General features: G+C 39.2%; 27 protein-coding genes. 22 read left to right on the top strand and 5 right to left on the bottom strand.

The window, feature by feature from the left end:
• The first annotated feature begins 88 nt into the window (after nt 1-88).
• The 12 genes from IQ246_RS18250 (at nt 89) to IQ246_RS18305 (ending at nt 4,549) form a co-directional block, all read left to right on the top strand.
• Nucleotides 89-514, top strand: coding sequence for a hypothetical protein (locus IQ246_RS18250; RefSeq protein ID WP_194004759.1), 426 nt, complete (start codon nt 89-91; stop codon nt 512-514).
• A 65-nt stretch (nt 515-579) separates the two neighbouring features.
• Nucleotides 580-813 carry a hypothetical protein gene (locus IQ246_RS18255; RefSeq protein WP_194004760.1) on the top strand — a complete coding sequence of 78 codons (234 nt, stop codon included), beginning with the start codon at nt 580-582 and terminating at the stop codon, nt 811-813.
• A 53-nt stretch (nt 814-866) separates the two neighbouring features.
• Entirely contained in the window at nt 867-1,067 is a 201-nt protein-coding gene (locus tag IQ246_RS18260; RefSeq protein WP_194004761.1) for a hypothetical protein, read from the top strand.
• Nucleotides 1,064-1,405 (top strand): hypothetical protein, encoded by a 342-nt coding sequence (locus tag IQ246_RS18265; protein ID WP_194004762.1) that lies wholly within the window; start codon nt 1,064-1,066, stop codon nt 1,403-1,405. The genes IQ246_RS18260 and IQ246_RS18265 overlap by 4 nt, the downstream gene beginning before the upstream one ends.
• Nucleotides 1,406-1,416: 11 nt before the next feature.
• Entirely contained in the window at nt 1,417-1,770 is a 354-nt protein-coding gene (locus IQ246_RS18270) for a hypothetical protein (RefSeq protein WP_194004763.1), read from the top strand.
• Nucleotides 1,771-1,777: 7 nt separating this feature from the next.
• On the top strand, nt 1,778-2,122 hold the full coding sequence (locus tag IQ246_RS18275; protein WP_194004764.1) for a hypothetical protein: 345 nt from the start codon (nt 1,778-1,780) through the stop codon (nt 2,120-2,122).
• Nucleotides 2,123-2,291: 169 nt separating this feature from the next.
• Nucleotides 2,292-2,504, top strand: coding sequence for a hypothetical protein (locus IQ246_RS18280; RefSeq protein WP_194004765.1), 213 nt, complete (start codon nt 2,292-2,294; stop codon nt 2,502-2,504).
• A 177-nt stretch (nt 2,505-2,681) separates the two neighbouring features.
• Nucleotides 2,682-2,984: a hypothetical protein gene (locus IQ246_RS18285; protein WP_194004766.1), complete on the top strand. Its 303-nt coding sequence runs from the start codon at nt 2,682-2,684 to the stop codon at nt 2,982-2,984.
• A 3-nt stretch (nt 2,985-2,987) separates the two neighbouring features.
• Nucleotides 2,988-3,548, top strand: coding sequence for a hypothetical protein (locus IQ246_RS18290; protein WP_194004767.1), 561 nt, complete (start codon nt 2,988-2,990; stop codon nt 3,546-3,548).
• Between the two features lie 113 nt (nt 3,549-3,661).
• Entirely contained in the window at nt 3,662-3,835 is a 174-nt protein-coding gene (locus IQ246_RS18295; protein WP_194004768.1) for a hypothetical protein, read from the top strand.
• Nucleotides 3,832-4,062, top strand: coding sequence for a hypothetical protein (locus IQ246_RS18300; protein ID WP_194004769.1), 231 nt, complete (start codon nt 3,832-3,834; stop codon nt 4,060-4,062). Before IQ246_RS18295 ends, IQ246_RS18300 begins: the two co-directional genes overlap by 4 nt.
• A complete protein-coding gene (locus IQ246_RS18305) occupies nt 4,028-4,549 on the top strand; it encodes a hypothetical protein (protein ID WP_194004770.1) in 522 nt (173 codons plus the stop codon). The genes IQ246_RS18300 and IQ246_RS18305 overlap by 35 nt, the downstream gene beginning before the upstream one ends.
• Nucleotides 4,550-5,007: 458 nt before the next feature.
• Here IQ246_RS18305 and IQ246_RS18310 read toward each other — a convergent pair whose 3' ends face one another.
• On the bottom strand, nt 5,008-5,280 hold the full coding sequence (locus tag IQ246_RS18310) for a hypothetical protein (RefSeq protein WP_194004771.1): 273 nt from the start codon (nt 5,278-5,280) through the stop codon (nt 5,008-5,010).
• A 19-nt stretch (nt 5,281-5,299) separates the two neighbouring features.
• Between IQ246_RS18310 and IQ246_RS18315 the strand changes: the two genes are divergently transcribed.
• The 5 genes from IQ246_RS18315 to IQ246_RS30480 all read left to right on the top strand — a co-directional run bounded on the left by IQ246_RS18315 (nt 5,300) and on the right by IQ246_RS30480 (nt 9,033).
• Entirely contained in the window at nt 5,300-6,814 is a 1,515-nt protein-coding gene (locus tag IQ246_RS18315) for an FtsK/SpoIIIE domain-containing protein (protein ID WP_194004772.1), read from the top strand.
• 62 nt (nt 6,815-6,876) lie between these two features.
• Nucleotides 6,877-7,110, top strand: a complete 234-nt coding sequence (locus tag IQ246_RS18320; protein ID WP_194004773.1) for a hypothetical protein — start codon at nt 6,877-6,879, stop codon at nt 7,108-7,110.
• Between the two features lie 227 nt (nt 7,111-7,337).
• The gene (locus tag IQ246_RS18325) at nt 7,338-7,889 is read left to right on the top strand and encodes a hypothetical protein (RefSeq protein ID WP_194004774.1); all 552 of its coding nucleotides are present in this window, start codon (nt 7,338-7,340) and stop codon (nt 7,887-7,889) included.
• Between the two features lie 117 nt (nt 7,890-8,006).
• Nucleotides 8,007-8,252 (top strand): hypothetical protein, encoded by a 246-nt coding sequence (locus IQ246_RS18330; protein ID WP_194004775.1) that lies wholly within the window; start codon nt 8,007-8,009, stop codon nt 8,250-8,252.
• Nucleotides 8,253-8,280: 28 nt separating this feature from the next.
• Complete coding sequence (locus tag IQ246_RS30480) at nt 8,281-9,033, top strand: hypothetical protein (protein WP_244142079.1); 753 nt, start codon at nt 8,281-8,283, stop codon at nt 9,031-9,033.
• Between the two features lie 27 nt (nt 9,034-9,060).
• Here IQ246_RS30480 and IQ246_RS18340 read toward each other — a convergent pair whose 3' ends face one another.
• Both IQ246_RS18340 and iscB read right to left on the bottom strand, forming a co-directional pair.
• Complete coding sequence (locus tag IQ246_RS18340) at nt 9,061-10,812, bottom strand: ShlB/FhaC/HecB family hemolysin secretion/activation protein (RefSeq protein ID WP_194004776.1); 1,752 nt, start codon at nt 10,810-10,812, stop codon at nt 9,061-9,063.
• A 147-nt stretch (nt 10,813-10,959) separates the two neighbouring features.
• Entirely contained in the window at nt 10,960-12,243 is a 1,284-nt protein-coding gene (gene iscB, locus IQ246_RS18345; protein WP_194004777.1) for an RNA-guided endonuclease IscB, read from the bottom strand.
• 732 nt (nt 12,244-12,975) lie between these two features.
• Here iscB and IQ246_RS18350 point away from each other — a divergent pair.
• The 3 genes from IQ246_RS18350 to IQ246_RS18360 all read left to right on the top strand — a co-directional run bounded on the left by IQ246_RS18350 (nt 12,976) and on the right by IQ246_RS18360 (nt 19,801).
• The gene (locus tag IQ246_RS18350) at nt 12,976-14,607 is read left to right on the top strand and encodes an NAD(P)/FAD-dependent oxidoreductase (protein WP_339379129.1); all 1,632 of its coding nucleotides are present in this window, start codon (nt 12,976-12,978) and stop codon (nt 14,605-14,607) included.
• Nucleotides 14,608-14,757: 150 nt separating this feature from the next.
• Complete coding sequence (locus IQ246_RS18355; protein WP_194004778.1) at nt 14,758-17,304, top strand: filamentous hemagglutinin N-terminal domain-containing protein; 2,547 nt, start codon at nt 14,758-14,760, stop codon at nt 17,302-17,304.
• Nucleotides 17,305-17,308: 4 nt separating this feature from the next.
• Entirely contained in the window at nt 17,309-19,801 is a 2,493-nt protein-coding gene (locus tag IQ246_RS18360) for a CHAT domain-containing protein (RefSeq protein ID WP_194004779.1), read from the top strand.
• On the opposite strand, the gene IQ246_RS18365 is transcribed toward IQ246_RS18360, so the two are convergent.
• The gene (locus tag IQ246_RS18365; RefSeq protein WP_194004780.1) at nt 19,762-20,766 is read right to left on the bottom strand and encodes a tetratricopeptide repeat protein; all 1,005 of its coding nucleotides are present in this window, start codon (nt 20,764-20,766) and stop codon (nt 19,762-19,764) included. The genes IQ246_RS18360 and IQ246_RS18365 overlap by 40 nt on opposite strands.
• Before the next feature lie 39 nt (nt 20,767-20,805).
• A complete protein-coding gene (locus IQ246_RS18370) occupies nt 20,806-22,785 on the bottom strand; it encodes a protein kinase family protein (RefSeq protein ID WP_339379130.1) in 1,980 nt (659 codons plus the stop codon).
• Between the two features lie 506 nt (nt 22,786-23,291).
• Here IQ246_RS18370 and IQ246_RS18375 point away from each other — a divergent pair.
• A complete protein-coding gene (locus tag IQ246_RS18375) occupies nt 23,292-24,800 on the top strand; it encodes an NB-ARC domain-containing protein (protein WP_194004781.1) in 1,509 nt (502 codons plus the stop codon).
• Between the two features lie 526 nt (nt 24,801-25,326).
• Nucleotides 25,327-25,757: hypothetical protein (locus tag IQ246_RS18380; protein ID WP_194004782.1), on the top strand; the 431-nt coding region annotated here is incomplete at its 3' end.

Below are 25,757 nucleotides of genomic sequence, written 5' to 3' on the forward strand. Positions count from 1 at the left end.
AGATTCTAAGTCTCCCTAAGTAATTCGTAATTGCCTGTTTAATTACGAATTACTTAAATACAGAGTTAATTTACTAAAAAGGATAATCATGTTTGAAACTCACACATCAAAAGATGGAATTACGGTACTCATTTGTCAGATGGATGACAAGCATTTGAGTAACACGATTAGGGCTTACTGTCGAGAAATCGAGAAGTGTAGAAAGGTAGTTACTCAGCCATCTGTTGAAAATCAGATGATTGCAATTTTTAATAGTAGTTATAGCCAAGGAAATCTTAAAGAGCAGGCAGTAAAGCAACTGAAAATCTACCATGAAAGATTGCAGCCTTATTTAGGAGAAGCTCTATTGCGTGGACTGAACTTATCCAAAGAGTTAAAAATTGCCTACGGTAGAATAGGTCAAGTAATTAATACTTTCAACATCACCCTTGAATTAATTGAAGGTGATGACGACCACGATTACGAAGATAATTATTCACATCCTGGGCATCCATCTCATTACGGCGACAGGTAAAAAATGAGTTTTGAAAAAAGCAATTTAGCGCTGCTTTTTTTTTTAACAATTAATAGGGGAAAACAATGTCTATCAGTGATACAACAGAAAAACTACATTACGATTACGCCTGTGAAGAGAACGAAGAAGAAAGCTGGCTTTGGATAGCGCGCATGAGTGAACCAGCGCTGCCTGAGCCTGATTGTTATTCACTTTTGCTTGAAGCCCAAGGACAAGAGGCAGTAACACTAATCAAGAATTTTCAGCCACTGTCGGGTGATCAAGCACAAGAGTATGCCAAAAAGTTAGCTGTTGGTTGATCAAGAAGAAAGACAGTCTTGAACAGCAGTTTTAGACTATAGGAGAAAACATCATGCCAAGAAAATCTACTCGTCCCACCCCTGCTGATCATTCCTCACTATGTCTACAATACCTCCGTCGTTGTGGGGGTAGCGCACGGTTGTGCAGTATTAAATTTAGCCTGGGAGTGATTCAAACGCTGGTTAATCGAAAGTTGGTGAAGATTAATAATACTGGTGCTGGTTTCTATGTTGAATTGTCGGAGGCTAAATGAAAACACAGAAAGCGACTTATGAATTATCCTTGCCTTCAAACACTCGTAATAAATTGGTTTTTCGTCGGAGCATAAGAGTTTTCAAAGTGAAGAAGTTCATCGACTACGCTATAGAAACGACAGTGATTCTCGGACTACTGCTCACCGGATTTTCTGGAGTTGGGGCGCTCGCTTGTTGGGGGCTAGAAATTATCGAGCTAAACACTGATGCCAAAGTAATTATCTCTAATTGGTACTATCATAAAAACGCTTTTTTGGGTGGTATGCTGGTAAGTTGTTCTGCTTTCTTAGGCAGTTCTTTACTTGCAATAAGTCTTAAGATTACCCTGGATAAATAATCAGGAGAAAAATGCCAAAGCTGAAATATCTCAATATTTGTGCTGGAGCGCTAGGAATAACAGCAGCACTCATTGGAGGCACAATTATAATCAAAGGGGCTAGCGGGGCGAGTGTCAAAAGTCTGATTGCTGGTTCCTGCTTGATGCTAGGTGGAATAGGGATAGCTTCGACTAGCTTGTATCAAGTCAAAGTTGAATCGGATATCGACAAGATATTATCAGAAAGACGCAAAGCAATGCCCAAAACTTGCAGGGGTTGCAGGAATTTTCACGGAATTAAATATGGGGGAGTGATGCTAGTTTGCGCGATACATCCGGGTGGTGTAGAGGGCGAGTATTGCCCAGATTTTGAGAAGTTTGGTTAAAACGACAATGCTTAATTTCACCCAAAACCAACTAAGATTTTTAATCTTGGTGCAAAGCCAAGATGACAGAAAAAACAAATTAAAGGATACTAAAGTGACACAACCAGTAGGATATTTTTCACTATCTCACGACAATCCACTCATTAAGGATATGTGTGAAACATGGGGAGAGGGACTAGAAAAGATGAACGAATCAGACGCCTTTTGGCTCATCTCTCGAATTGCTCATGAAGCATGGACAATGGGTGATTTTAGCGTTGCTCCATCGGATGAGGCAGAAGATGTATGGAAGCGACTGCACGAATTGAAGCAATGGGAAAAGCTGGCACTGATTCGAGCGATCGCACAGTAATCTTATGTACAAGAAGCAACTGTACTTAGCCGCTTCGGGCATTGGTTTCCCAACTAAGTACCTTGAGTCGATTTTCACATGATATATTCCAGCAAAATGCCTCCGGTGGTAATGACACCGGAGGACTACTCCAACAATAGACACTACCTACAGTAGGAGCAAGAGCAGTATGGCACAAAATATTGGTATTGAACCAATGCATCCTAGAGAATTCAAAAAAATTCATGATACACCGATATATTTGATGCATAGACTGAGTGGATATCCTCAAGCAACAATTACTCATTGGCTGGCGGATGAAAGTAGTACAAGATATCGACAGCCAAAACAACATGTACTTAATCATTTTGGAGCCATTCACAGATTGTTATCAAGTATTTAGTGTCCATCCGACACTAAGTCGTTAGAAAAATACTACTCACCAGTCGGTGTTTTTTTTATTATTAATATTAGTAGTTCCGGAACTCAATCGGAACTCAATCGGAACTCAATCGGAACTCAATCGGAACTCAATCGGAACTCAATCGGAACTCAATCGGAACTCTAGGAGCCGAAGCCATTGATAATTCAAGGGACATGTGTACTTGAACAATTACTAACGCGAGAAGAAGTAGCTAAAAAATTGAATCCATCAGTGGGTATCAGACAATTACAAAAGTACTTAGACTTAGCTTCTTTGTACCTGCCAGAATTTGAAGATTTTCGAGACGAAGAGAATGGAGGGTTAGACGGACGGGCGAAACTAACAAACTGGCATTTACCAATACTTCAAAAAATCAGAACTTATGTTTTAATCAAAGGTTCTTTGAAAAAGGTAGCAATTGAATTAAAGAATCATCCCGAAAAATTTGTAGGAGCGTAAATTATGATCGTGAAAGAACTTGCACAAGCTTTGAATAAAGTACCTGGTAAAATAGTTGATGAACTACGCCGCCAATATCCTAGAGAAAATTGGACAGTAGAGTCTCAAGTTCCAGAGGAAATTTTAGCTAAGTTTCAAGATATTACTAATAGGACATCGCAGACTCAACAACCGCCAATTGCTCCTATAGCGGAAGCTACAATCATCAAATCAGACGAAGCAATTCAACAAGTTTCACACAAGTTAACTGCGGCTGATAGAGAAATTGCGTCGGAGTTACTGAATGTTCAAAATGAATTATATACAGCTCTTGGGACTGCTACTGGAATAACAAGTGCATTGACTTTTATGAACTCTTGCACAGGAGCTAGGGGGGATGTGCTTGATGCTTATACAGAACAAACTATTTCTTTAGTAGACGAACAACTGGCTGGTATTGACCAGAGTATTTACGGCTTTGCCGAGGAGGCTACTAAAAGACTGGGGGAGACTATCAGGAAAAAACAAAGACTTCAGCTTCGGCTCAAAACTCTCAAGGAGAGAGCCATTTTAATAGGCACTTAGATGCTCATCAAACAATAGCAGCAGTATTACAAATTCAAAGTGAAGCTGCTGCCATTATTGCTGAAGCCCGCTTACTTCAAGAAATATTAGCTCAGACGAGGAAAAAGAAAGTTATGGATATTCTCAGTACAGGATTGTTCGCCACTTCAGTTTTTGGTGCTTTAGGTGGGAGTGGTTATCTTGTCGGTAGTGCAATTGCAACTGGATTGCTTGGAAGCGGAATGTTCATCCCCTTGGGGTTAATTGTTGGTGCAGGTCTGACATTTTTCGGACGGGCATCAAAATGAATTTCCGCGCAGAACATCAAACCATCGAGCGCCCAGATGGGAGTAGGGAACACAAAACTGTGCTGGAAGGGCAGACGGGCGGACTTGTTGAATTGATTTTAGCTTGCATGACGATCGCAACAATAATCGGTGTTTCTTGGTTATTGTTAAAACCGCCAAGCGATTATAACCAAGGTTTTGAGGATACACACAATGATTTTCGGACGCAAAGCCAGTACAGACAATAAACTGGCACAAATTATGGAAGCGACAGGCTGGGGAATATTAGCCTACAACGGATTGACTCTTTTCCCTTACTTTTATAAAGTCTTAAGCCAAGCCGGGTGGATACAGCAAATCATTGGTTCTGGCACAGCTGTAATACTGATTCTCGGCATTGAAGCAGCAGCAATTTCAGTCCTATTCAATCCCAAAGTCCTGTTAAGTGCAGTTGAGCGCCCAAGAAACCTTTTAAATAGCCCAGATCCAATTGTGAAAAATGTTAGTGGAGTTGCGTCGCTCACTGGAATTATTGGCTTTTGTTTACTTGCGGCCTATGTGTTCTGGTTTGATTACAACGTCAACTTGGAACAAATGGGCGTCACCTATAAAAAAGCCGCACAGTTCTTTCAAATACTGGCTACTTCTTTCGTACTAGGTAGTGAAGTCTCTTTCGGCTGTTCCAACATTTTTGATGCTGCTACAGAACCATCTACACAAGCCAACAACAGGTAAATATGTTTATACCAGATTTGAAAGGAATTCTAATCATTGCTGCGATCGCTTTGATATTCGGCATGATTTTGATAATTCGCATTGAACAAGAGAAAGACAAACGAGGCAAGTAAGATGGGATATTTTGCATGTCGTTGGCTATCAATAGCAGGTTTTATTGCTCTAATCGGATGCCTAGTGATTGGAAATTACTACAAACTCAATAATCTTCTCAAGCCCTGGAGTCCAAATGCAAGTTCAACACGGTCAATCTAACCCCAAGATTAAGACAATGATTTTGTGTATTCTATTTGGCTGGTTGGGAATGCCTGTTATTGTGGGAGCACTGTTTAATTCAATGCTACCGGTTCCGATCAAGAATACTGTGACTGCTGCTAATGCCTTTTACAGTGATACCGTACTGGGTTTACAGTGCAAATACAGAGAGGTCAGTAAGTGATATGGGAGTTGCTATTAATTCAGGCTTTAGCTAAACAGCCCCCCAGTAATGGCTGGGAAGTTCCAGCGCTTGCGGGGGCACTAGTAGGAGGTGCGATCGCTGCCTGCATCAAACCTCGTTCATCTAACTCTGCTGTTACCCATGTAGAGCCAGGCTCTACAGTTAATAACTCTAATATTGTTTTCTCACCTCGACAAACAGCAACAGCAACGGTAAATATTGACGCAGCTACAGCCAAAAAAGTAAATACAGTCTCATCTGAAGTTATTTGTGTTGCTGAAACAGTAAACATTCCCTCATCAGGACAAGTATTGCTTGATGCTTTATCAAAGTTAGGAATCAGAGCTACTTGGGGCGGTTACGTGGATGCCCCATCTTTTGAGCGAATTAAGTTAATTCCTAGCGAAAACACCAAGTTTGCTCAATTCAAGAATATAGCTGAAGATTTAAAGATTGCTTGTAGTTACGCAAGTGTTCCCTTCATCTCCAGTCAGCCTGGTTACGTTGCTGTTGATATTCCTAAAAAAGACTATGATCGCTACTTTTGTCCTTTAGAAAAATATCCGCTCAACTCCAATAGCTTAACAATTCCAATTGGTGTAAATATAGAGGGCCATCTCATTGAAGCTGATCTTTGTGACTCCAATAGCCCTCATTTTTTAGTAGGTGGTACTACTGGAGGCGGGAAAAGTGAGTGGCTGGTTGCAGTGATTTGTAGTCTTATAGAACGCTTCACTCCTGCTCAATTACAAATAGTTTTGATAGACCCAAAGCAAGTTAGTTTTCCATTTTTTGATGGCTTACCTTGGTGCGGCCAAGTGATTAAATCCCAAGAGGCGGCAGTTGCTAAACTCCAAAACCTTGTTAAGGACATGGAACGACGGTACACCAAATTTGCTGCTAACAGTGTCCGAGATTTAAAAGAGTACAAAGCTAAGGGGCTTACAGATATTCCCCAAATTGTAGTTTTATTTGATGAATTCGCTGATTTTGTTGCGGATAAAAATGATAAAGAATGCTTTGAATTAGTATTAAAAAAGTTAGCAGCTAAAGCCAGAGGGGCAGGAATTCACTTAATTTTGTCAACACAACGTCCAGATGCTTCTGTTGTTACTCCATTAATTAGAAGTAATCTTCCTGGACGAATCGCGCTGAAAACTAAGACACTAGAAGATGGAAAAATTATTATGGGTGCTGAATGTCCATCTAATAATTTATTAGGAAAAGGTGATTTAATATTTGATGCTGAAAATGAGTTTGTTAGATTACAATCTTTATGGGTTAAATCCCCGATTGAATTTATAGAAAGAATTAAAAACAATCTATTAATAAATGCTGATGACAGCACTTCGCTATTATCAACAGATATCGCCTCAAATCCAGTCACAGAGCAGCAGAAGTGCCAATCTACTTCTTCAGCGCTTCCCCAAGAAGCAGATATAGAAAATTCACTTCTGTCGAAGTGCGACAGCAATGAATTAGAAGTGGAGCTAAACCCAGTTATAGAAGGAGTTTCAAGGAAAAAAGTGATTAAATCACTTTTAGACTTCCCTGGCGATTTACCCCCGAATCCGCTCCTAGAAGCGCTAGAAGTGGTCTTCGAAAGACAGACACTTGCGAGTGATCGCGCTTATCTGATGAGACTGGTTTTGAATAAAAATATAGGGAAACAAAAATCAATTCTTTGGCTAACAGGAGTTCGTTCTAGTGGTAGTGACTTCTATTCTAAATATCCGGTTATTTGTGAGATATATGAAAAGTTAGTCGATGATCTTGAGCGGCAGGGATATAACAAAGATAATAATTGGGGTTTAGAAGATAAGTAGGATTTCCGAGACAATAGTTTATTTAAAGTGACAAGTAGAGAGCAAAATCTGAGAAGATAAAAATGATTGAGAGAATTGTTAATATTTTTTGGCAGCTAGATAAAGATGAACTATTTGGTCATGTGAGCATTTTTCGTCCTCTAGATGATCAACATGAAATTGAGCTAATGCGTCCGAACCAATTTAGTATTTGCATTGTGGCTTTAGCTTCTCCCTTAGCATGTCTGTTGATGAATGATTTTGAAAAAGCAAGGTATTGTGAGGAGCTTAGGGTTGTTCCTGCTTGGGTTGAATAAGTGCTTGTAACTCAGAAAGTATTCTATAAGTTTAGTCATTGTCAATTTTCTTTCCTGGACTGTGTTTTGAGCATTACAGTTCCGGTTGAGTGCCGATTGAGTTCCGACTGGATTCCGGTACTCAATCGGATCTTGAAGGGAATCTTATAGCATCCTGACAATCCAGCAATTGAGGCTATTCTCAAGTACCGCGAAAATTCAGCTAGAGATAAATTAGGAGTAAATATATGGATACTGAACGAGATTTTTTGTTCTTGAACGATACACACACATTTAACTGTTTTGAAGAAGGCGAGTACCTCGTAATTCAAACTTACCCCAGTGGGAAAAAGTTAAGAGTTGAGCATCGAAGCTTTGATTATCGAGCAGCAAAAAATTATTGTGATCTTGAAAGCATGGCTCATGATTATACATCCTTCGACTTAAGAATCGTGAAAGATTCCAAGCTGTGGACAGTAGATTTCGATGGCAATCCTCAGAGTCTTTCCGAGCAGCAAGACTGGAAGATTGCTCAAAAATATTTTCAGCTTCATAAGGACAAGAATGTTGAATGTGAAATAGTTGTTTGTCAGTGCAGCTATCCTTACTTTTCGGCACTGGAAATTGGCGAATACAGTAGTCAGTTGCGACTTGAAACTTGTTTGGTCGAAGACAATTCGAGAGAAATAGACCAGTGCCCGAATTGTAATTGTGCGTTGATTATGGGTGAGAGGACTTGTAGCCGTGGGGCATACGGTCAAGATGCGCGGCTTCGGGTAAATTCGTTGGAATCCCTTTGAAGCAAGAATCCTCATGCCTTTAGGCTGAGGAGTGTCAAAAATTACCACAATAGTCGTATTTTAAATAAAGTTGCTGTATGGTGTTTATTCTGTGCAATTTCTCAATCCTCAATCCTTATGGACGTAAAGCTTCTCAAAAAATCGGACAAACTTACTCTTAGGCAGTTGAAGGAAATCGAAGAAGCAGAAGACCAACTTCTTCAGTCTCAGAATGTTAACTTTTCAAAACCCGTGGTTGAGGAATTGCCAGTAATCACTTCAGAACCAACAGAACCCGACTATATTCCATCGATTGATTCCGTTGGGAAATCTGGCTGGCAGGTTTCTGATATCTGGAAGGATATTCGCTTGGATAACTTTTAAAATTAATTAACGGGCAAAACAATAGCCAATGCTTGATTATTTGAGCGCGAGTGTTGCATTCTGGATGGTAATGTTTGCTCTCCAAGAGCATCTATTAAAATTTCGCCTAGACGAGATCGCTCACTACTGGTTTCTCGTAATTAGTTGTAGCTTATTCATCAGCTGGCTGCTCTCTGGATTTATTACAATCATGCTGATGGTTAGTTTCAGGATAGATCCATTCACTTTCCCCAATAATCTTTTTCTTTGCGCGATCGCTGCCCTCATCTTTGGTGTATTTCTTACCCTAGGACAATGGCTGATACTGCGGCAGTCCAAAATTATACCAAACGCCTTTGCACTCGTTAACACAGTAGTTGGAATCGTGATTTTCGCTCTGCTAGTTTGGCTTAATGAAGGTACTTTGGATCTGATTGGTAATCCTATTCAAGGTTGGAAAACTGCCCTCATCTTTTTAGTTAGCGGTGCGATTACTGGAGGTGTCACTGGCAAGGCTTTGGATTTTTACTGTGAGCGCAAAGAGCAGCGATTATTTGATATCGAAAGAAAAAGAGAAGAACAAGAAAAGCTTAGAAGAGACAGAATACAGAATGAGGTATTTGAAAAAAGAAGGCAGGATAGAGAAAGGCAAGAACGTGTTGACCAGCAGAGAAAGGAACAAGCAGAAAAAGAAGCCCTAGAAAGAATCAGAATCAAAAGAGAAATCGCTCTAGAAGAAGAAAGAAGTTGGTACGAAGAACATCCGGAAGAGGCTTACGGTGAGTGGCATGATGATGAGTAAATCGTTACCTTTTCCGTCAATTTTCAACTAAAAAGCATTATAGATCACAGAAAAATACACCCCGTTCTCCTGCCAAGTTCTTCCATCCGAATCCACATCTACCAACGGAATCCCCCAATCAATACGCGCATTGAAGCGATCGCCCCCACGCCACTGCAATCCTAATCCTGCGCTAGCTAACATATTCGATTCGGGGTTCTGTGTGCCAGAATTCCACCCCAAACCGAAATCTGCAAACGGAATCAATTGCAATGTACCACCAGCACGCAGAATTGGTAGTTGCACTTCTGCTGAAGCAAATACGCCGTTGTCAGCCAGCAGGGAATCCTGACGATAGCCTCGTACGCTCTCCTGTCCACCCACGCCAAACTGTTCCAAAGGTACAAGCGTTGTAGTGGCTAGTTGCGTATTTAAACGGAGCAAAAGTAAGGTTTCAGGAGCCAGCAGGCGCACCCATTGCGCTTGCCCTTGCCATGAGAAGAATCGGCTGTCGGGAGCATCTTGATTAATAGTTGCATCGAATGCTCCTACGCCCAAGTTGAACTGCGATCGCACTGCAAATACTTCTTGGTTATTGCGAGATACCCACTCTTGGAAAAATCGAATTGCTGATACCCTTGTGTTTCCTTTTTCGTCTGCACCATCAGATTGGAACGGTATTCGCCCAAACCCTTCGTTCAAATACGAAGCCTCGCTTTCTTTCCTAGAAGCAGTTATGCCAACCGCAAATTCTTGTGTAGGAGTTTGGACTATTGGCTGTCGATACGTCAATTCATACTGCCGGGATTCTGCTTGGATATCCAGGATATCGAAAGGTTTTTCGATAACATTAGCTGCCGAAGTTCCGTAGCTAAAAGATATTGTCCCATCCCTGGGATTGACTGGTATTGTGTAGCTGGCATCAAATGTGTTACTACCATCAGTGTTGGCATAACCTATAGTCAAATCATCTCCAAATCCCAACAAGTTTGCTTCAGTTACTTGTAGACGACGGCGGAAACTTCCTACGGAGGGCGATCGCCCATTGTCTAGTACTATTTGGGTACTGAATGTGTCTGCTTCCTTAATCTTCACTTCTAGCACACTTGTACCAAGACGTGATCCTGCTGATAGTTCAGCAGACAAGTTCTGTATCAAAGGATTGCGCTGTAACAGTTGCAGTGTTTCTAAGAGTCGCGTTTGATTAACTGGCCCTGTTAGGCTTGCTTTTATGCGATCGCGCACATAATTAGGGGAAAGTCGCTGAGTGCCGCTTATCTGGATACGTTCAAACTTGCCTTCTACTACTTGAATTTTTACTACACCCGATTCGATAGATTGAGGTGGTATATATGCACCAGAGGTCACATAACCATTGTTGACGTATAAATCGGTGATTCGAGAACGAGCTTGGTATAGTTCAGCTAGTGAGATGGGCCGATTGAGGAAGTCAGCCACCTCCTGCTTCAATTCTTCTTGGCTGAAAACTGTACTACCAACAATCTCAAAATGTTTAACTGTAACTGTTCCCATCAAATTGCTAGGGATTGATTCGGATGGTGGGGTAGTTGGTTGGGATGGTGGGAGTAGTTCGACTGGTGGGGGAAGCGGTTGTGGTAGTTCGGGTGATGGTGGGATAGGTGTAGGGGGCTGGATATCTTGTGGCGGCGGGAGGTTTGGTAGTTGTGTAGTCTTTACAGTTTCTGCATGTAGGGGTCTAGTTGTGGTACTGAATAGCAGTATTAGTAGGCTCAGACGTAACCAGCGCAATTTAAGCTTCTTGGGAAATTTATCGGTCATCTAACCCTCCAGGAAACTCCCACCAAATCTGTACTCAGATTGGTGGTGAGAGGAATGGAGGGGGAATTACGAAACGTTCCTTGAATGCCTTTGAGCGAATGCGAAAACAATGAGAGGAACAGTTGAGTAATTCCCAATTTCTTGGGTTTAAATTGCATACGAATAACCATCCTTTGCATGAATACGAAGACAAAATTTGTGAGATATTCCTTGAATCAATCCGTTCTTGGTCGAAATATTGAAACTACCTGATGAGCGAATAGCTACTTTTCCAGCATAATTACCAATCTTTTTACCAGTAGTAACTACTGCTTTAACAATATCTCCAGTTTGAAAACCAAAATGTATTTTCTCTCTGGGTACGTGCCTACTTGGAAAACCGAACTTATCGGTTCTACATGATTGCCTAGACCCGTGACCGAAAGCTTGGATTAACAATGGTTTAATACCTTTAATAATCAATACTGGCGTTGATTTACCGACACACGCCGCGTCCAACCAGTGAGTTTTTTCAAGCATTTGTTGACTGCGGTTAAATTTAGTTAAACCACCGGAACCAGTTTCTACTGGTAGTCCAGTTGATTTTAAGGTTTCAAGTAATGCCCATCTAGTTGTATTTACTGCGGCCGCATCTGCCAATGGTCTTTTAGCTTGCGCCAAGATTTTTGTTAATTTAGATGGATCTTTTTTCAGAAAATCTTTAATATCCTTAGTTCCTTTCTTGGCGTTACATTTCTCGCAACTTAGAGTGAGATTTGATATAGAATTACTGCCACCTTTTGCTCTGGGATGAATATGTTCAACCTGAAAAGGAACGTCTTTAACTCCGCAATAAGCGCATTGCCTGCCCCATTTTTCAAGTAAATATTCTCTCGTTTCGTAGCCTTGCAAAGTACCTTGCTGATACTCCTCACCCTGAATATCTGGATTCCGCATCAACTGCATATCGAAGCGTACTAACTCTTGACTAATAGCCTCAATTGGTGCAGATTGACGAAGCTTTTTAATCCAAGTTTCGATGTTATCGACCCGACTTTGTAAGCTAGGTGCTAACCATCCCTCTGGACGGGTTCTATTCAAAAATCTTGGTTGCCTGTAACGAGTTTTTCTAGCACGTCTACCACGTCTTAGCTGCCGCCTAGAGGTTAAAGCATCCCTAATCGCAAAACCCCGATGCTTTAATTCAGCAGCAAATACAACCTCTCCACTCGCATCATTGACTAATGCAATTCCTGTTACTTTAGCACCAGGGTCAAATTTTAATCTTAGTGGTGACACAGGGGTTTCTGGGAGGGATTTAGCAAGAATCAAAGTGAACGGGAATTGCCTATAAATTGCTGCTTTTTTGTTTCTTAATAATTGCCTCGCTTGCGCTGGATGAATTGGATTTAGCTGTCGTTTCTCGGAATCAATTACAAATACTTTGGACATTTCTGCCCCTCCTTACGGGTAATGTTAGCCTGGACAATGATTTAAAGGCTTTTTACGCTAACAGCACTGACTCAAACCCAATGATTCTGTTTAACTGTTAACCTTAGAGCTACAAACTGGCTGCGTATTTGTAGGTAAGATGACCCAAAAATCTTAGTACTCAAGGTACTTAGTCGGGTAAACTCTGGGCTTTTAAAGCCCCCACTGAAACGGTACTCCGTTCAGTGGTGGGTAGTTTACTATATTGATAGATGTTGCAGGAGCACTATGAAATTCTACTGGAACTGCAATTGATATTCATTAGCTTCTTGACAAGAAGGATGAAACTTTATAGTTACCATAAAAGATTGTTTTTGCAATCTCTATTAAAACATATTATTAGTATTAATTATTTATCATCTGCATAGAGAAAATACAGGCTACAATGTACGGCTGCTGTATGTAGCTCCAATATGGGTAATTAGAGAAGTGGACTTACTTAGGTTTAATGATTTTTGGAAGGTAGTTAATATCGACGGTTATTTTCAGACTTCATCTAAATCACACAATCAAAGTATATCAAGCTTTTTAGCCTGATTGCTTAAGCTTTTAATATAGGCAATATAGTTTTAAAATCATTTGATTGGTAGAAACAAAATGCTTTTTATCAAGCAGACAAGCATTACATTAATAGTATTTTTACTTTCAGGAGTATTGACATGGTGCTTATTGCTGTATACTTATTGCAATTGATTGAAAATACCTATATTTGCAAATAATAATATAGCCAAACCACAAGAGATAAGTATGTCAGAAAGTAAATCAAGCTCTCATACAAGTACATCAACCTCATCTGAATCTATTATCTCTTCTTCTCCTCCTATAGAAATTTACGATGTTGTGGTAGTTGGCGCAGGACCTATCGGGCTAGCAACTGCTATTGGTCTACGTAAACGTGGTATTGAAAATATTCTTGTCATTGATCAAGCTCGCGCCTTTCGTCAAATTGGTCATGGGTTAGACCTTCTGCCCAATGGATTAAAAGCTCTTAAACATATAGATCGTGATGCTTACGAAGAGGTCAAAAAAGCTAGCATTAACTTTTTTAAACCTAAGCAGTCTCATAGCGGGAATACTGTTGAAACAACTCTAAAACAGAAACCTCCAAAAACTTCACCTAAATGGGTTTATAAAAATTTGCAAGGGCAACTAATTCGGTCAGTTCCTCTTGGGTTCGACGACTGGTTGAAAATTTATGGGGAAGGTCGATTATCCATTCCTTGGTATGATTTGCAGACAACCTTAAAAAACTTGCTCCCTGAAGACCGGGTTAAAGCTAATCATCGTTGTATTGATGTTATAGATGAACCAGAAAATCAGTGTGTCCGAATAATTTGTGTATCTGATACAAAGATAGAAACCAACCTTTATGCTCATTGGGATGACCCACAGAAATATAATGATACGCAACCACAAATTGCAGATATTAAAGGTACAATCTCAGAAATAAAATCAATTCGAGCTAAACTAGTTGTTGCAGCAGATGGTATAAATTCTACTATCCGTAAAGTGCTTTATAAGGATAGTTTTTACCATAGTTTTGCCCAACCTGAATATTCAGGATTTGCAGCAATCTCTTGTATGGAAATAGCTGAGATACCAAACGATCTAGAGAAAGAGCTAGAAGAAAAATTCTTTCAAGACTCATCAATTATGACGCTTATTAATGATCAGGTATCTACTGAGCATTCTTATGCGGCAACCCCAAGGTTACTATTATTTCGTAAACAAAGCGGTCAAGTTGGGTATATTCTAAATCTGGCTTTCCCTTTGGACTTGTTGCAAGATAAGTCTGGAAGTTATTTGATTAATTTAGCTGTACAAGAGTTGGAGAAAGCTGGCTTTCCTTCTGAAATCAAGAAGTTAGTAAGTATATCTCCTCCTTGTAATATACAGCAGCGTCCGTTTTATATTCACCGCGCTATCATTTCAGATCCCACACAAAATCCTGGGAACAGTGACTTTAACATCCAGGATCATCTTGTTAAAATTCAACCACCCTGGAGTGCAGGGCGAGTCGTATTGGTTGGTGATGCAGCACATGGGATGCCCCCCTTCAATGGTCAAGGAGCTAACCAAGGGTTTGAAGATGTACTAACTGTTGCAACGGCTATTGCTAACATTGCACAGAAAAATAACTGGGATGACAAACAAGCTATAGCTACAGCCTTCGAGAAATATGAGCGTCTTCGTCGTCCATTTGTTGCATATATACAAGATGCAACATTGACAGGTCTTGCCCATTCGTCAAACGAAAAATGGCAGGAGTTCCAACAACAGGTGCATTGCCGTAACTTTGACCAGGCAATAGAGGCGTTAGTATGAAATTCTCTGCAACTAGCTGCGTTCAGTCCGGATACAATTTTTTCTTTACTCAATATGCTATCACTTACACACGTTGAAGAAATTAATTGAAGTTCATTGGAATTGAACTTTATAACTTTCTCAGCCTAAACAATAACCCGACTTGGCTTTATGAACATCAAGCATGTTGTATTAACTCGTCTAATCATAAAACGAAAAAACCAACGTCAAATAAAACAGCGTATTGTACAATTCTGGAGCATTCAAGGCAGCATACTTTTTTTAGTAGCCTTGTCACCAGTTACGGCACAGGCACAAGTTATACCAGACAAAACGTTACCTGTTAATTCTGTAGTCACACAACAAGACGATATTAAACTTATCGATGGAGGTACTGCAAAGAGTGGCAACTTGTTCCACAGTTTTGATCAATTTTCTGTTCCTACTGATAACACAGTTTTATTCAATAACGCTTTAAATATTAGAAATATTTTTAGTCGAGTAACTGGCTCTACAATTTCTAACATAAATGGGCTAATAAAAGCTAATGGCACAGCAAATTTATTTCTAATTAATCCTAATGGAATTGTGTTAGGCAGAAATGCACGATTAGATATTGGTGGATCTTTTTTTGCAAGTACTGCTAGTGCCATCAAGTTTGTTGATGGCACTGAGTTTAATGCTGTGAATCCCCAAAAAACACCCTTACTGACTATAAGTGTACCTATTGGATTGCAATATAATGTGAATTCAGGAAAAATTCAGGTACAGGGAGACGGCAAGGGGTTAGCTTCTCAAAGCACACTTAGGTCTCCATATATTAAAAGTAGTAGACTAACTGGTTTAGAAGTAAAACCAGGCAAGACCATAGCTTTACTAGGGGGCGATGTCAGTTTAGAAGGCGGCACCTTAACAGCAAAGGAAGGACAAATTAAGCTAGCTGGTGTTGGTTCTGGAGTCGTTACTCTTATTCCATCTGGACTAGATTGGACTTTAAATTATGAAGGAGTTTTCTCTTTTCAAGACATTTATTTATCCCAACGATCACTACTAGATACTAGTGGAAATAGTAGCGGTTCTATTACTTTAGTGGGAAAACTTATCTCCTTGATTGATGGCTCAGTAGTTTTAAACCAGAATTTAGGTACTCAACTTTCAGGTAACATTGATATTAATGCTACCGAATTGCTGAGATTAAGCGGGGCCTCCCCTGATGGCAAATTTGTTACTTTCTTGCGAACTGAATCTCTAAGTTCCGGCAATAGTGGAAACATTAATGTTTCCACTAAGAAGCTAGATATTCAAGGAGGTGCAGGTATGGGGACTAGAACCTATAACACTGGGAATGGAGGGGATGTAAATGTGAATGCCTCCGAGTCTGTACATTTGTTTGGGTTTTTACCCTCTAATCCTTTTATTACAAGCGGCATCATCAACAGTACATTGAATTCTGGAGATGCTGGAAGTATTGTAATATCAACAGAGCGGTTGGTAGCTCAGGACGGAGGATTAATTACATCCCTAACTACTGGAATCGGCTCTGGAGCCTCGGTGACAATAAATGCAACTAATTCTGTAAAATTAACCACTTCTGCTGAATTGATTAATTCAGAGATAGATTATATTGCCAGTTATTTTTCTTCTGGAACTGTCAGCACGGGCAATGCTGGCAACTTAACCGTTAACACACCAGACTTGGTAGTAGGAGAAGTTACAAGCGTTAGTACTTCTACTAGAGGCTTTGGCTCTGCTGGAACTATTGATATTAATGCTTCCAATGTAGAAGTAAGCGGTTCAGTACAATCATCTGCTGTAAAGGCGAGTACGGATACCCAAAAAGTATTTGGTGCTCCTCCGGTACCAAGTGGCTCCCCTGGAGAAGTAAATATCAATACTGGAACTTTACGTATAGCAAATGGTGGACAAGTTAGCGTTACGAATGAAGGAACAAGTACTGATGCTGGAAAGCTTACAATTCATGCTCGGTCAATCACTTTAGATAATAAAAGCTCTATCACTGCTGCAACTGCTTCCGGCGAAGGCGGCAATATCGACATCAATTCACAGGATTTACAGTTACATAACAGTACTATTAGTGCAACTGCTGAAGGTAACGGCAACGGCGGTAATATTGACATCACTACACAACTCCTAACTGGTTCCGAAAATAGCAGTATAAAAGCTAATGCAGTTATAGGTAATGGCGGTAATATCAACATTAATGCCCAAATACTTTTCTTTTCTCCTGATAGCTTTATTACTGCAAGTTCGCAGTTAGGAGTTGATGGCACAGTTAATATCAACTTTGGGAATCAAGATCCTACTCGTGGTGTTATGACAGTTCCAAAGATAGTTCAACAACCCCCTAAGATAGCTTCAGGCTGTGCTGCACAGTCAGGCACAGGGAGAGCGCTATTAGCTGTCGCTAACAACAGCCCACCACCAAACTTTGACGAGCACCTAGATCCTCAACCTATCTGGCAGAGGAATTCTATTTCAGTTGAGTCCACTGAATCTCCAGCTAAATCACAGTCATCGACGATCAAGGAGGCTACAAAAATTGTAGAAGCTCAAGGTTGGGTAATAAATTCTCAGGGAAACGTCGAATTAGTCGCAACAATACCTAATCAAGCGCCTCATGATAGTTTTTTGGCTACTAATTCGTGTTCTTCAGTCGGTTCTGTAGCAGAAATATTTCCATCAGTAGAAACAAAATAGAGCAATGATTAAATGGAAACTTTGGCTAAAATACGTTTTTTTAGGCGCTCTAACTTTGTCAATAGTTCTAAGTCAATCATCTCTGCTGTTAGCTCAGACTGCTAAAAAAGAAACAAATCTACAGCAAGCTGAACTGCTAACCCAAATAGGCAGAAAACAGTTAAATCAAGGTCAAGCCGCAGAAGCTCTTGATAGTTGGCAACAAGCCACGAAAATTTACCGTCAAATCAAAGATCCCGAAGGCATTAGTGGAAGTTTAATTAATCAAAATTTCGCCTTACAAAAATTAGGCTTACACTCTCAGGCTTGTAAAACACTTTTGTCAGCTTTGAAGCTAAAGGATTGGATTTGTGACACAACACAATTGGAACCTACTGAACACGATAAATCACAACTAACAACAGCAATCCATCAACTAAAATTAACGACAGTAAATTTGTTGGGATTACAAAGCCTAGGACAAGTCCTACGTCTAATTGATAAGATAAATGAATCTGAAATAGTTTTGGAAGAAACGCTATTACTGGCTCAGAAGACATCTTCACAAAACGTTATAAATGATGTTTTGCTATTGCTGGGCAACGCAAAACAGTCCATATATGAACGAGCGCGAGATGAGTACAAATGGATAGAGGAGCCACTCTTTAAAGAAACGATTGTAAATTTTATTCCACAGAAAGCACAAGAGTCACTTAATATATATCAACTTTTGGAGAACAAGACAAGCGCTCCGGTAACAATCAAACTACAAGCACAACTGAACCGTTTAAACTTATTAATAGACTTTGACAAATGGCTGATAGATGGTTCTAAGTCAGCAGGTGTACAAGCGAAAATTAGTCAGCAGATTCAACCCTTAGCAAATCTTATACTGCAAAACCCTTCAGCGTTTTCTCAATTGTCGCTTGAACAATCTATTCAAGCTAAACTAAAATTTGCTACTAATCTAAATAATACTCAAAATAAATCATTGCAATCAGCAGCTATTCAGTATGCTACATTTGCCTTAGAAACAGCTAAAAATATTAACAGCCAAGAGCTACAATCAAAAAGTTTAGGGATTTTAGGTCAATTAAATCCAGAGAAATCGCAAATATATTTTGAAAAAGCTCTAAGTTTAGCTCAGTCAATCAATGCTTACGATATCGCCTATGAATGGCAACAGCAATTAGGGAATTTGTATCACAGACAAGGCAAATCTGAAGCAGCGATTCAAGCTTACGGTGCGGCTATTGACAGCCTGACACAAATTCGCGACAATCTTTTGTCCAGCAATTCAGATGCACAGTTTTTCTTTTATGAAAAAGTGGAACCTGTGTATCGGACTTACATGCAACTGCTAGCGGCAAGCCCTTCTCCTAATTTGGAGTTAATACGCCAAACTTACGAACAATTTCAAGTAGCGGAGTTAGAGGATTATCTCAAATGCGGCAAGCTCGATCTTGTTGCTTTAAATGAAATTCAAAACTTGAGTACCGTCCCAGCAATAATTCACATTATTGATTTGACCAATACCATAGAAGTAATTGTTCAATCTCCAGGAAGCTCTCCTCATCATCACTCTGTTGATTCAAAATTAGTTAGAACTCACGTCGATGCCCTGTTAGAGATTTTACAAAACGAAAGACTTGTTTCTACTAAAGAACAAGTGATTACCTCGCATTCTCAAGTACTTTACAAAGAGTTAATTGCACCTTTAAAAAGATATTTGCCTGATTCCGGCACTTTAATCTTTGTTTTAGATAAATCTTTCCAAAGTCTACCAATGAACTTGCTGCATGATGGGAAGGATTTTTTGGTGAAGCGTTATAGTTTTTCAGAAACTTTGGGTTCCAGAGTCCGAACCCCTAAGTCATTACGAAAAGACCAAATGAAAGCTCTCATCGCTGCTCTATCTATACCTAGCCCCAGTTTAACAGATTCAAATGCTCCTCCTGGGGCAGAAGCTTTACCCCAAGCAAGACAAGAAGCAGAAGATGTCAAAAAACTAACTAATTCTTCACTTACGTTATTAGATAAAGAATTTACTAGTTCTAGTTTTGGACAGAAAATAAGTAAAGAAACTTTTCCACTTGTTCACATCAGTACTCATGGACAGTTTAGCTCTAAACTTATGCGTACAGGATTTTTAGCTTATGATCGGCAAATTAATATTAGAGAATTTGATACCTTAATAAAAAATAAAACTCAAGCTAGTTCCGATATAATTGAGTTATTAGTTTTGAGCGCCTGTCAAACCGCTAAGGGTAACAAAAGATCAGCTCTAGGAATTGCTGGAGTTGCAGTACAAGCGGGAGCAAGAAGCACAGTAGCAACCTTATGGTTGGTAGAAGCAGACTCCACTGTTGTACTGATGGAAGAATTCTATAAAGGATTGAGAAATGGCTTAACTAAAGCAGAAGCATTAAGACAAGCACAATTAGCATTAATGAAAAATCCTAAATACGCTCATCCTTACTACTGGGCGCCTTTCCTTTTGGTAGGAAGTTGGTTATAAAAATCTATTATTTTTAACCCTGACTCCACTTTTTTTAGCTCAAATGAGTTGTTACTATTTTTCGCTAATTCAGATGCTATCAAATATTGGCGCTTAGCTTCATCTGGTAAACCTGCCTCAAAATAGCGCTCACCTAACACTCTATAAATAGTTGAATTTTTACTACCTGCCGTGGCTACCTTGGTTAATATTTCAAGGCTTTCATCTAGAAAACCTCTGGATACATATACAGCATCTATGTCAAGAGCCGCTTCATCTTGAGGTAAGCTTAAAGAGTTGATTTGCTCTACTGTATCTAAAACTCGTTTAATTTCCTGTTCAGAAAACAAGTTAACTACAAACGAATCCGCAGTTGGAGGATAATCTTTTCTATAAGCAATAACAGAGATGTTGAATGCTTGGTCAAAAGCTAATTCTTTTTCTTCTGGAGGGTAAGTAATTCTAGTTTTATCTACAATTGTTTCCCATTCAAATTCAGACCCCTTTACCCTTACTTTATAAGAAGTAGCACCTGGAACAGGACGCCAAGCTATGTCTGGCCTAGTTTTCATTAGTGAACTAGTGTAGGGATAAATGATTGTAGGCTCATCATCTTGTCTGTTTCCACCCTTTCGGATTAAGCACACATGTAAGTTACTGGGATTGCAAGTCGATGCAGACGTATCAGTTATTGCACATTTGTCGCGAGGAATAGCTCCACTTGATAAATTTAAAATATCTCCCGAACTCAGGCATAAGAATTTTATATGATCACCATTCAAAACTTCTAATTGCTCTCCCTGACAAACCAAGCTGCCTGGTTCAAAACGTTTGTCTCCTTTATTCATTACTCTTCCAAGTGCCGGATTACAGCGAACCTGATTTCTTCTTACTCTTATAAGAGGTACACTTGCCAACAATGGCACATCTTTAATAAGAAGGAAACTCAAGCAGGACAATATAATAAATTTTGTACTAATTCTCACTTATTTTGCTAATTTATATTGTTAAGTATTAGCAGATTATCACTTTTTGAGAATACGATCTAGCAAATCTTCTCTCCACATAATAACTTCTGGCAGACCAGACTTGCCTAAAATACACGCTGATATAGAAATTCTAGCATCATCGTTTTCACCTAAAGCTTCTTGTATTTGAGATAACAAGCAGTAAGCATCTATTCTCTGACCATCTAAATCAATTGCTTTTTCTAAATATTTCTTGGACTCACTCAATCTATTTTGCATTAATCTTGCCCAACCCAAATCTTTGTAAAATGAAGCTTGCAACTCCCGATTATCGGTTTTACTTAAACCTTGCAGAGCTAAAGTAATTGCAGTCTTGTAATCACCACTTTTATTCTTCAATCTTGATAAAGCGGCAATAGCAAATATAGCTTCACTACTGCTTTTTATAGCTAACTGATATTGTTTTTCAGCCAAATCATACTTCCCACGTTCATCATAAAAATTTCCCAATCCGTAACGTGATTCCCATGCATTGGGTTTGAGTTTAAAAATTAATTTATAAGTATTAATAACACAATTATAATCTTGCAATTGCTGACATGCTACTGCCAAATTGTTATAAGCAACATCATCTTTAGGGTTATATTTAATAGCTAGCTCATAGTTATTTCTAGCAAGCTGAGGAGCGTCTTTATTCCGAAAACCTAGATCAACATAGAAACTAGAGACGGAGTAAGTCAAGTCAGGTTGGTATTTAACTGACGCTTGAAAATACTTTTCAGCATCAGCGAATCTATTTTCCTTGTGAGCTTTCTTGCCTTGCTCAAAAAAATAATTGGCTACTACAAGGGATAGTTTAGAGTCCAAATTAATAGCTGTTTGAAAATCTCCTTGAGCATCTGTAAGCCGATTTTCTTGTTGAGCTTTTTTACCTTGATTTAGATAATAATTAGCTATAAAAGGAAGTGATATGTAGAATAAGCCAAACAAACTTAAAGCCCCTAAAACACCCGCGCCAATTTGAAATGACTTCGATGTGATTACACGGTGAAGCTTTGATTTAAATGGTAATCGCCCCAATCGTTGCAAGATAACTTCAGTTGTTTGGGGACGTCGCCCTGGAGAAAGGGACATTAAATCATCGAGTAAATCAGCAAAGGGCTTGTCAATATGGGATGCTTTATTTCTCCAAATTAGGCTTTGTGTTTTTTTATCGGTTGGCAGACGCATTAGTGAAATACCCGTGACTAAATGCACAAAAGTCCGCCCTAAAGCATAAAAATCTGATTGTGGTACTGCTCTACCATTAATTTGTTCTAGTGGAGTGTAACAAGGCGTAATAATAGCTGTAATCTCGTAAATACCTACCCTTGTACTAGTCCCTCCACTTCCACTGACTTTAGCTAAATAAGTCTCAGTGACTCGCCGCGCAGTACCAAAATCGATTAACGCTAGCTGCCCGTCTGTCTTAAAAATTATATTAGAAGGTTTAATATCTCTGTGAAAAAATTCCGTATGATGTACTACATCAAGAATTTCTACTAACTGTTTAAGCCAGTCTAATGCTAGAGATTGCGAAATTCGCCCATTATATTTTATCCATTGCTCCAAATTTTGTCCCTCAAATTTGTCCATGATTAAGCAATGCAATGTTAGAAGACTATTATTGGGAACAAAAGTAAAATAGTCGTCTAAGGTACTGCGAGGAGTACATGGATGCCGGATTAACTGCAAAGCCAAAGATTCACCTTCGATTAATTCAACTAGCTTAGGCGTATTCCATTTCAGAACCTTCATCACTCGTTGTTCTCGAACAGGATGCCACCTAGTGCCAGCATCGTCTACTTCAAAAACTTCAAAGTAGTTGTACGGATTGTCAGTAAGCGGTCTTAATGGTCTGACTAAACGGATGCGATCATTAATTAACAGCGAAGTACCGCACGCTAGACAGATGTTAGCGTTATCAGGATTTTGACGTTGCCTACAAAAGGGATTGATACAATAACTCACAATTTGTGTACTAGGATCGCCAAACACAGGCTACCTATTCTAAATCTAGTCTTTTCTGCTGCCAATAAATGAGTAAGTTTGGTTTGAGGAGAATTTAGGAGATGGCTTCAAGGCTATTCGTAGTATATTTCGCAACTAAATCAAAACATAATCTCTAACATATATTTAAGTAAATATTAAAAATAACATACTCACCGTAAACTTTGTACAATCTTATGAGCGACAAAAATAAATTTTTAATACGTATTATCACTTAGTTAGTTCAGTATTCTATAGAGTTAATAACTAGTTATTTGTCAGTTTATTGATCGCGCTTCTTCTACAGTTAAGCCAAGGTTTAAAAATATTACATAAGGAATAAAACAAAGTTCAGTCAGAACATCCATGAGTTTTGAACGATTTATGTGTAAAATTTGATTGTTCATAACTCAAAAATGAAGTAACATTGTTAGGTGTGATGTACCTCACACTTAAACCACCTCTATTACAGAAAGTCCGTTGCGAGTATCTGTCCTAGCAAAACAAGTATATTTATGGATTTTAGTGCTGTTCAAAAACTAAATTCATCAGCCATTTCATTCACTGTTCCGAATGAACAAAAGCTTCAAAGGCAAAGATACTCGTCTATTAAAGTAACTTTTGAAGAAGCTTTGGCAGTAGTAAGTGACCTAGTGTTTGCCAAAAGAGGCAGGCATTTAACTGACCTTGAGATACTTGTCATGAGAGGAACTTGGAATAACCGTGAGTTTATAGAGATAGCAGAAAACTCATCTTACAGCGTTAATTACTTGCAACGGGGCGTAGCTTCTCGATTATGGGATATACTGTCCAAAACAATTGGACATGGCGAACGGGTCAGCAAAAAGAATTTACGCTATTTCCTAGAGAAAGCTACTGAAGAGTATTATGCTATATCTGCGTCGAATGACGAGCAAAAGTTGTGTACCAACAATTTGATACAGGTCATGGGAGGTCAACCACCTGATACATCTAATTTTTACGGACGGACAAAGGAATTAAGCTTTTTAAAAGAATTAATAATTAAACAGAAATGCATAGCACTAGTAGGAGTAGCAGGAATTGGCAAAAGTGCATTAGCGGCAAAATTATTAACAGAAGTTAGTATAAAGTTTCAGCCCAGATTTGATCACTTAATTTGGAAATCGGTGTCCCATGCACCATCAGTTCAAGACTTAGTGACTGACTTGATAGAACTAATTCGACCTTTACAATCTGAATTAAGCTTACCTAAATATAGTCAAACAACGATTACAGAATTCATCAAGCAGTTGCAGTCATATCGTTGTTTAGTAGTGTTAGATGCATCTGAAGCTTTATTCCAAAAAAACAATTTAGAGCAAAGGCTAGAGTATGGATTACTTTTTCGCCGCTTGGTAGAGGAGCAGCATCAAAGCTGCCTGCTTTTAACTAGTCGAGTTTTACCTGATGAAATTAATAATTTGACAGCATTTGAGCGCCCCATTCAGTCTGTTAGAGTAGAAGGCTTGGATTTAGACGCCGCAATGCAGCTATTATCTGCACAGGGTTTGAATGATTTAGAAGAGGGCAGCAAGCTAATAAACACTTATCGCGGCAATCCTTTAGAACTAAAAGCAGTTATGAATCGGATTTCTTACTTCTTTGCTAGTCCTGAAAACTTTTTTGATAACCCCACTACGCTGGTTAGCGATCAGTTTCAGGAAATGCTTAATCAACTATTTAAGAAAGAAGTATTGAATGAACTTGAGCGGCAGATTATGATTTTTTTAGCAGAAGAGACATCTTCCAAATCAATATGTGTTAGTTTTGCCAATTTATTAACTGGCATAAACAATAAGTACAAGGCATCAGTTTCAACATCAGAGTTGATCAAAGCATTAGAGGTACTTGGAAAATACTCATTAATTGAAAGTATTAAGGATCCAGTTACAAAAGAATTAAATTTCAATCTTCAACCGATAATTAAAAAGTATATTACGACAGATCCGCAGGGATTATTGCGTGCATCAAATAGTTCATCAAATTTAGCGATCGCGTCCTGATCAAAAGTTTTTTATACGTATTACAGGGTAATCCACCCTACAAAGAGGTGCTAACAACCCTCGATTACCCCTAAAAATCCTTAGTAAATATGGAGGTCAAAAGCAAAACGACGCTAGATACCAAAAATTATGTAACATCAAAACGAACAAGAAATGGAGGAAAATATAAAAGATTATCAAAAACTTAAAGGACAAAGAGTTGCTCAGGAGTAACCCTTTGTCCAGTAGCAAAAACAAAAAACTACAGAGCGGGGTTATCTCAAAGAAACCAAGACAGTGGTGATTAAAGTTTTCCGGCTTTTATCCACTGACTGGTCGAAAGAGATTGAATCCGCTGCTTCTCGTATTATACGAGAAGCCGCACGAAACTGACCAGTATTGTGTGGCAGTTTTGGCTATTGAAATTCCTCAAAATGGTGAGATATTAAGTTTGATTAATAAAAAACCTGAATTTCGTAGTTAAAAATAGTAGCAGCGCATTAAACCCCCTCTGAAGCTTGAAAACCAAGTTTGAGAGGAAAATATTGTGAAAAATGGCAAAAGCCCAATAAAAGAGCGTGTCGAGGTTAGGCTGTCGGGGGTAGTCTCTGCACCACACACCCCACACCTTAATTTCGACAGCTTATCCAAGTGGATTCTTAGCTCTTTCAGGGAAACTCGCTTTCAGAACGTCTTAAAAAGAGCGACAGTGCGATCGCGCTATTGCTGGTTTTGGCATCACTCGTGTAGTGGGTCAAGGTTAAAGGGTAAAGGGCAAGGGGAAAACACAAGACCTTTACCCCTGACCCCTGACCCTTTACCCGACTTCTTTTTGAAGTCTAGTATGCAGATGTCAGATCGGGCGATCGCAATCATTGCTTGTAATACGAATGATTACAAACAAATCTTAATTAAACAGAATCAGTTGGCCCAGACGGTACAGGAGTTAGATCCCGAATCGGAGCTATTGCTGTTGAT

Source organism: aff. Roholtiella sp. LEGE 12411 (assembly GCF_015206995.1).
Lineage (GTDB): Bacteria > Cyanobacteriota > Cyanobacteriia > Cyanobacteriales > Nostocaceae > Komarekiella.

Bases quoted from the DNA above. Each gene is read 5' to 3' on its own strand.
- IQ246_RS18270 (WP_194004763.1), top strand. From the start codon at position 1,417: ATGCCAAAGCTGAAATATCTCAATATTTGTGCTGGAGCGCTAGGAATA.
- IQ246_RS18325 (WP_194004774.1), top strand. From the start codon at position 7,338: ATGGATACTGAACGAGATTTTTTGTTCTTGAACGATACACACACATTT.
- IQ246_RS18330 (WP_194004775.1), top strand. From the start codon at position 8,007: ATGGACGTAAAGCTTCTCAAAAAATCGGACAAACTTACTCTTAGGCAG.
- iscB (WP_194004777.1), bottom strand. From the start codon at position 12,243: ATGTCCAAAGTATTTGTAATTGATTCCGAGAAACGACAGCTAAATCCA.
- IQ246_RS18275 (WP_194004764.1), top strand. From the start codon at position 1,778: ATGCTTAATTTCACCCAAAACCAACTAAGATTTTTAATCTTGGTGCAA.
- IQ246_RS18305 (WP_194004770.1), top strand. From the start codon at position 4,028: ATGATTTTCGGACGCAAAGCCAGTACAGACAATAAACTGGCACAAATT.
- IQ246_RS18290 (WP_194004767.1), top strand. From the start codon at position 2,988: ATGATCGTGAAAGAACTTGCACAAGCTTTGAATAAAGTACCTGGTAAA.
- IQ246_RS18360 (WP_194004779.1), top strand. From the start codon at position 17,309: ATGATTAAATGGAAACTTTGGCTAAAATACGTTTTTTTAGGCGCTCTA.
- IQ246_RS18310 (WP_194004771.1), bottom strand. From the start codon at position 5,280: ATGTTTACTGTTTCAGCAACACAAATAACTTCAGATGAGACTGTATTT.
- IQ246_RS18255 (WP_194004760.1), top strand. From the start codon at position 580: ATGTCTATCAGTGATACAACAGAAAAACTACATTACGATTACGCCTGT.
- IQ246_RS18320 (WP_194004773.1), top strand. From the start codon at position 6,877: ATGATTGAGAGAATTGTTAATATTTTTTGGCAGCTAGATAAAGATGAA.
- IQ246_RS30480 (WP_244142079.1), top strand. From the start codon at position 8,281: ATGCTTGATTATTTGAGCGCGAGTGTTGCATTCTGGATGGTAATGTTT.
- IQ246_RS18260 (WP_194004761.1), top strand. From the start codon at position 867: ATGCCAAGAAAATCTACTCGTCCCACCCCTGCTGATCATTCCTCACTA.
- IQ246_RS18295 (WP_194004768.1), top strand. From the start codon at position 3,662: ATGGATATTCTCAGTACAGGATTGTTCGCCACTTCAGTTTTTGGTGCT.
- IQ246_RS18375 (WP_194004781.1), top strand. From the start codon at position 23,292: ATGGATTTTAGTGCTGTTCAAAAACTAAATTCATCAGCCATTTCATTC.
- IQ246_RS18300 (WP_194004769.1), top strand. From the start codon at position 3,832: ATGAATTTCCGCGCAGAACATCAAACCATCGAGCGCCCAGATGGGAGT.
- IQ246_RS18340 (WP_194004776.1), bottom strand. From the start codon at position 10,812: ATGACCGATAAATTTCCCAAGAAGCTTAAATTGCGCTGGTTACGTCTG.
- IQ246_RS18250 (WP_194004759.1), top strand. From the start codon at position 89: ATGTTTGAAACTCACACATCAAAAGATGGAATTACGGTACTCATTTGT.
- IQ246_RS18265 (WP_194004762.1), top strand. From the start codon at position 1,064: ATGAAAACACAGAAAGCGACTTATGAATTATCCTTGCCTTCAAACACT.
- IQ246_RS18355 (WP_194004778.1), top strand. From the start codon at position 14,758: ATGAACATCAAGCATGTTGTATTAACTCGTCTAATCATAAAACGAAAA.
- IQ246_RS18280 (WP_194004765.1), top strand. From the start codon at position 2,292: ATGGCACAAAATATTGGTATTGAACCAATGCATCCTAGAGAATTCAAA.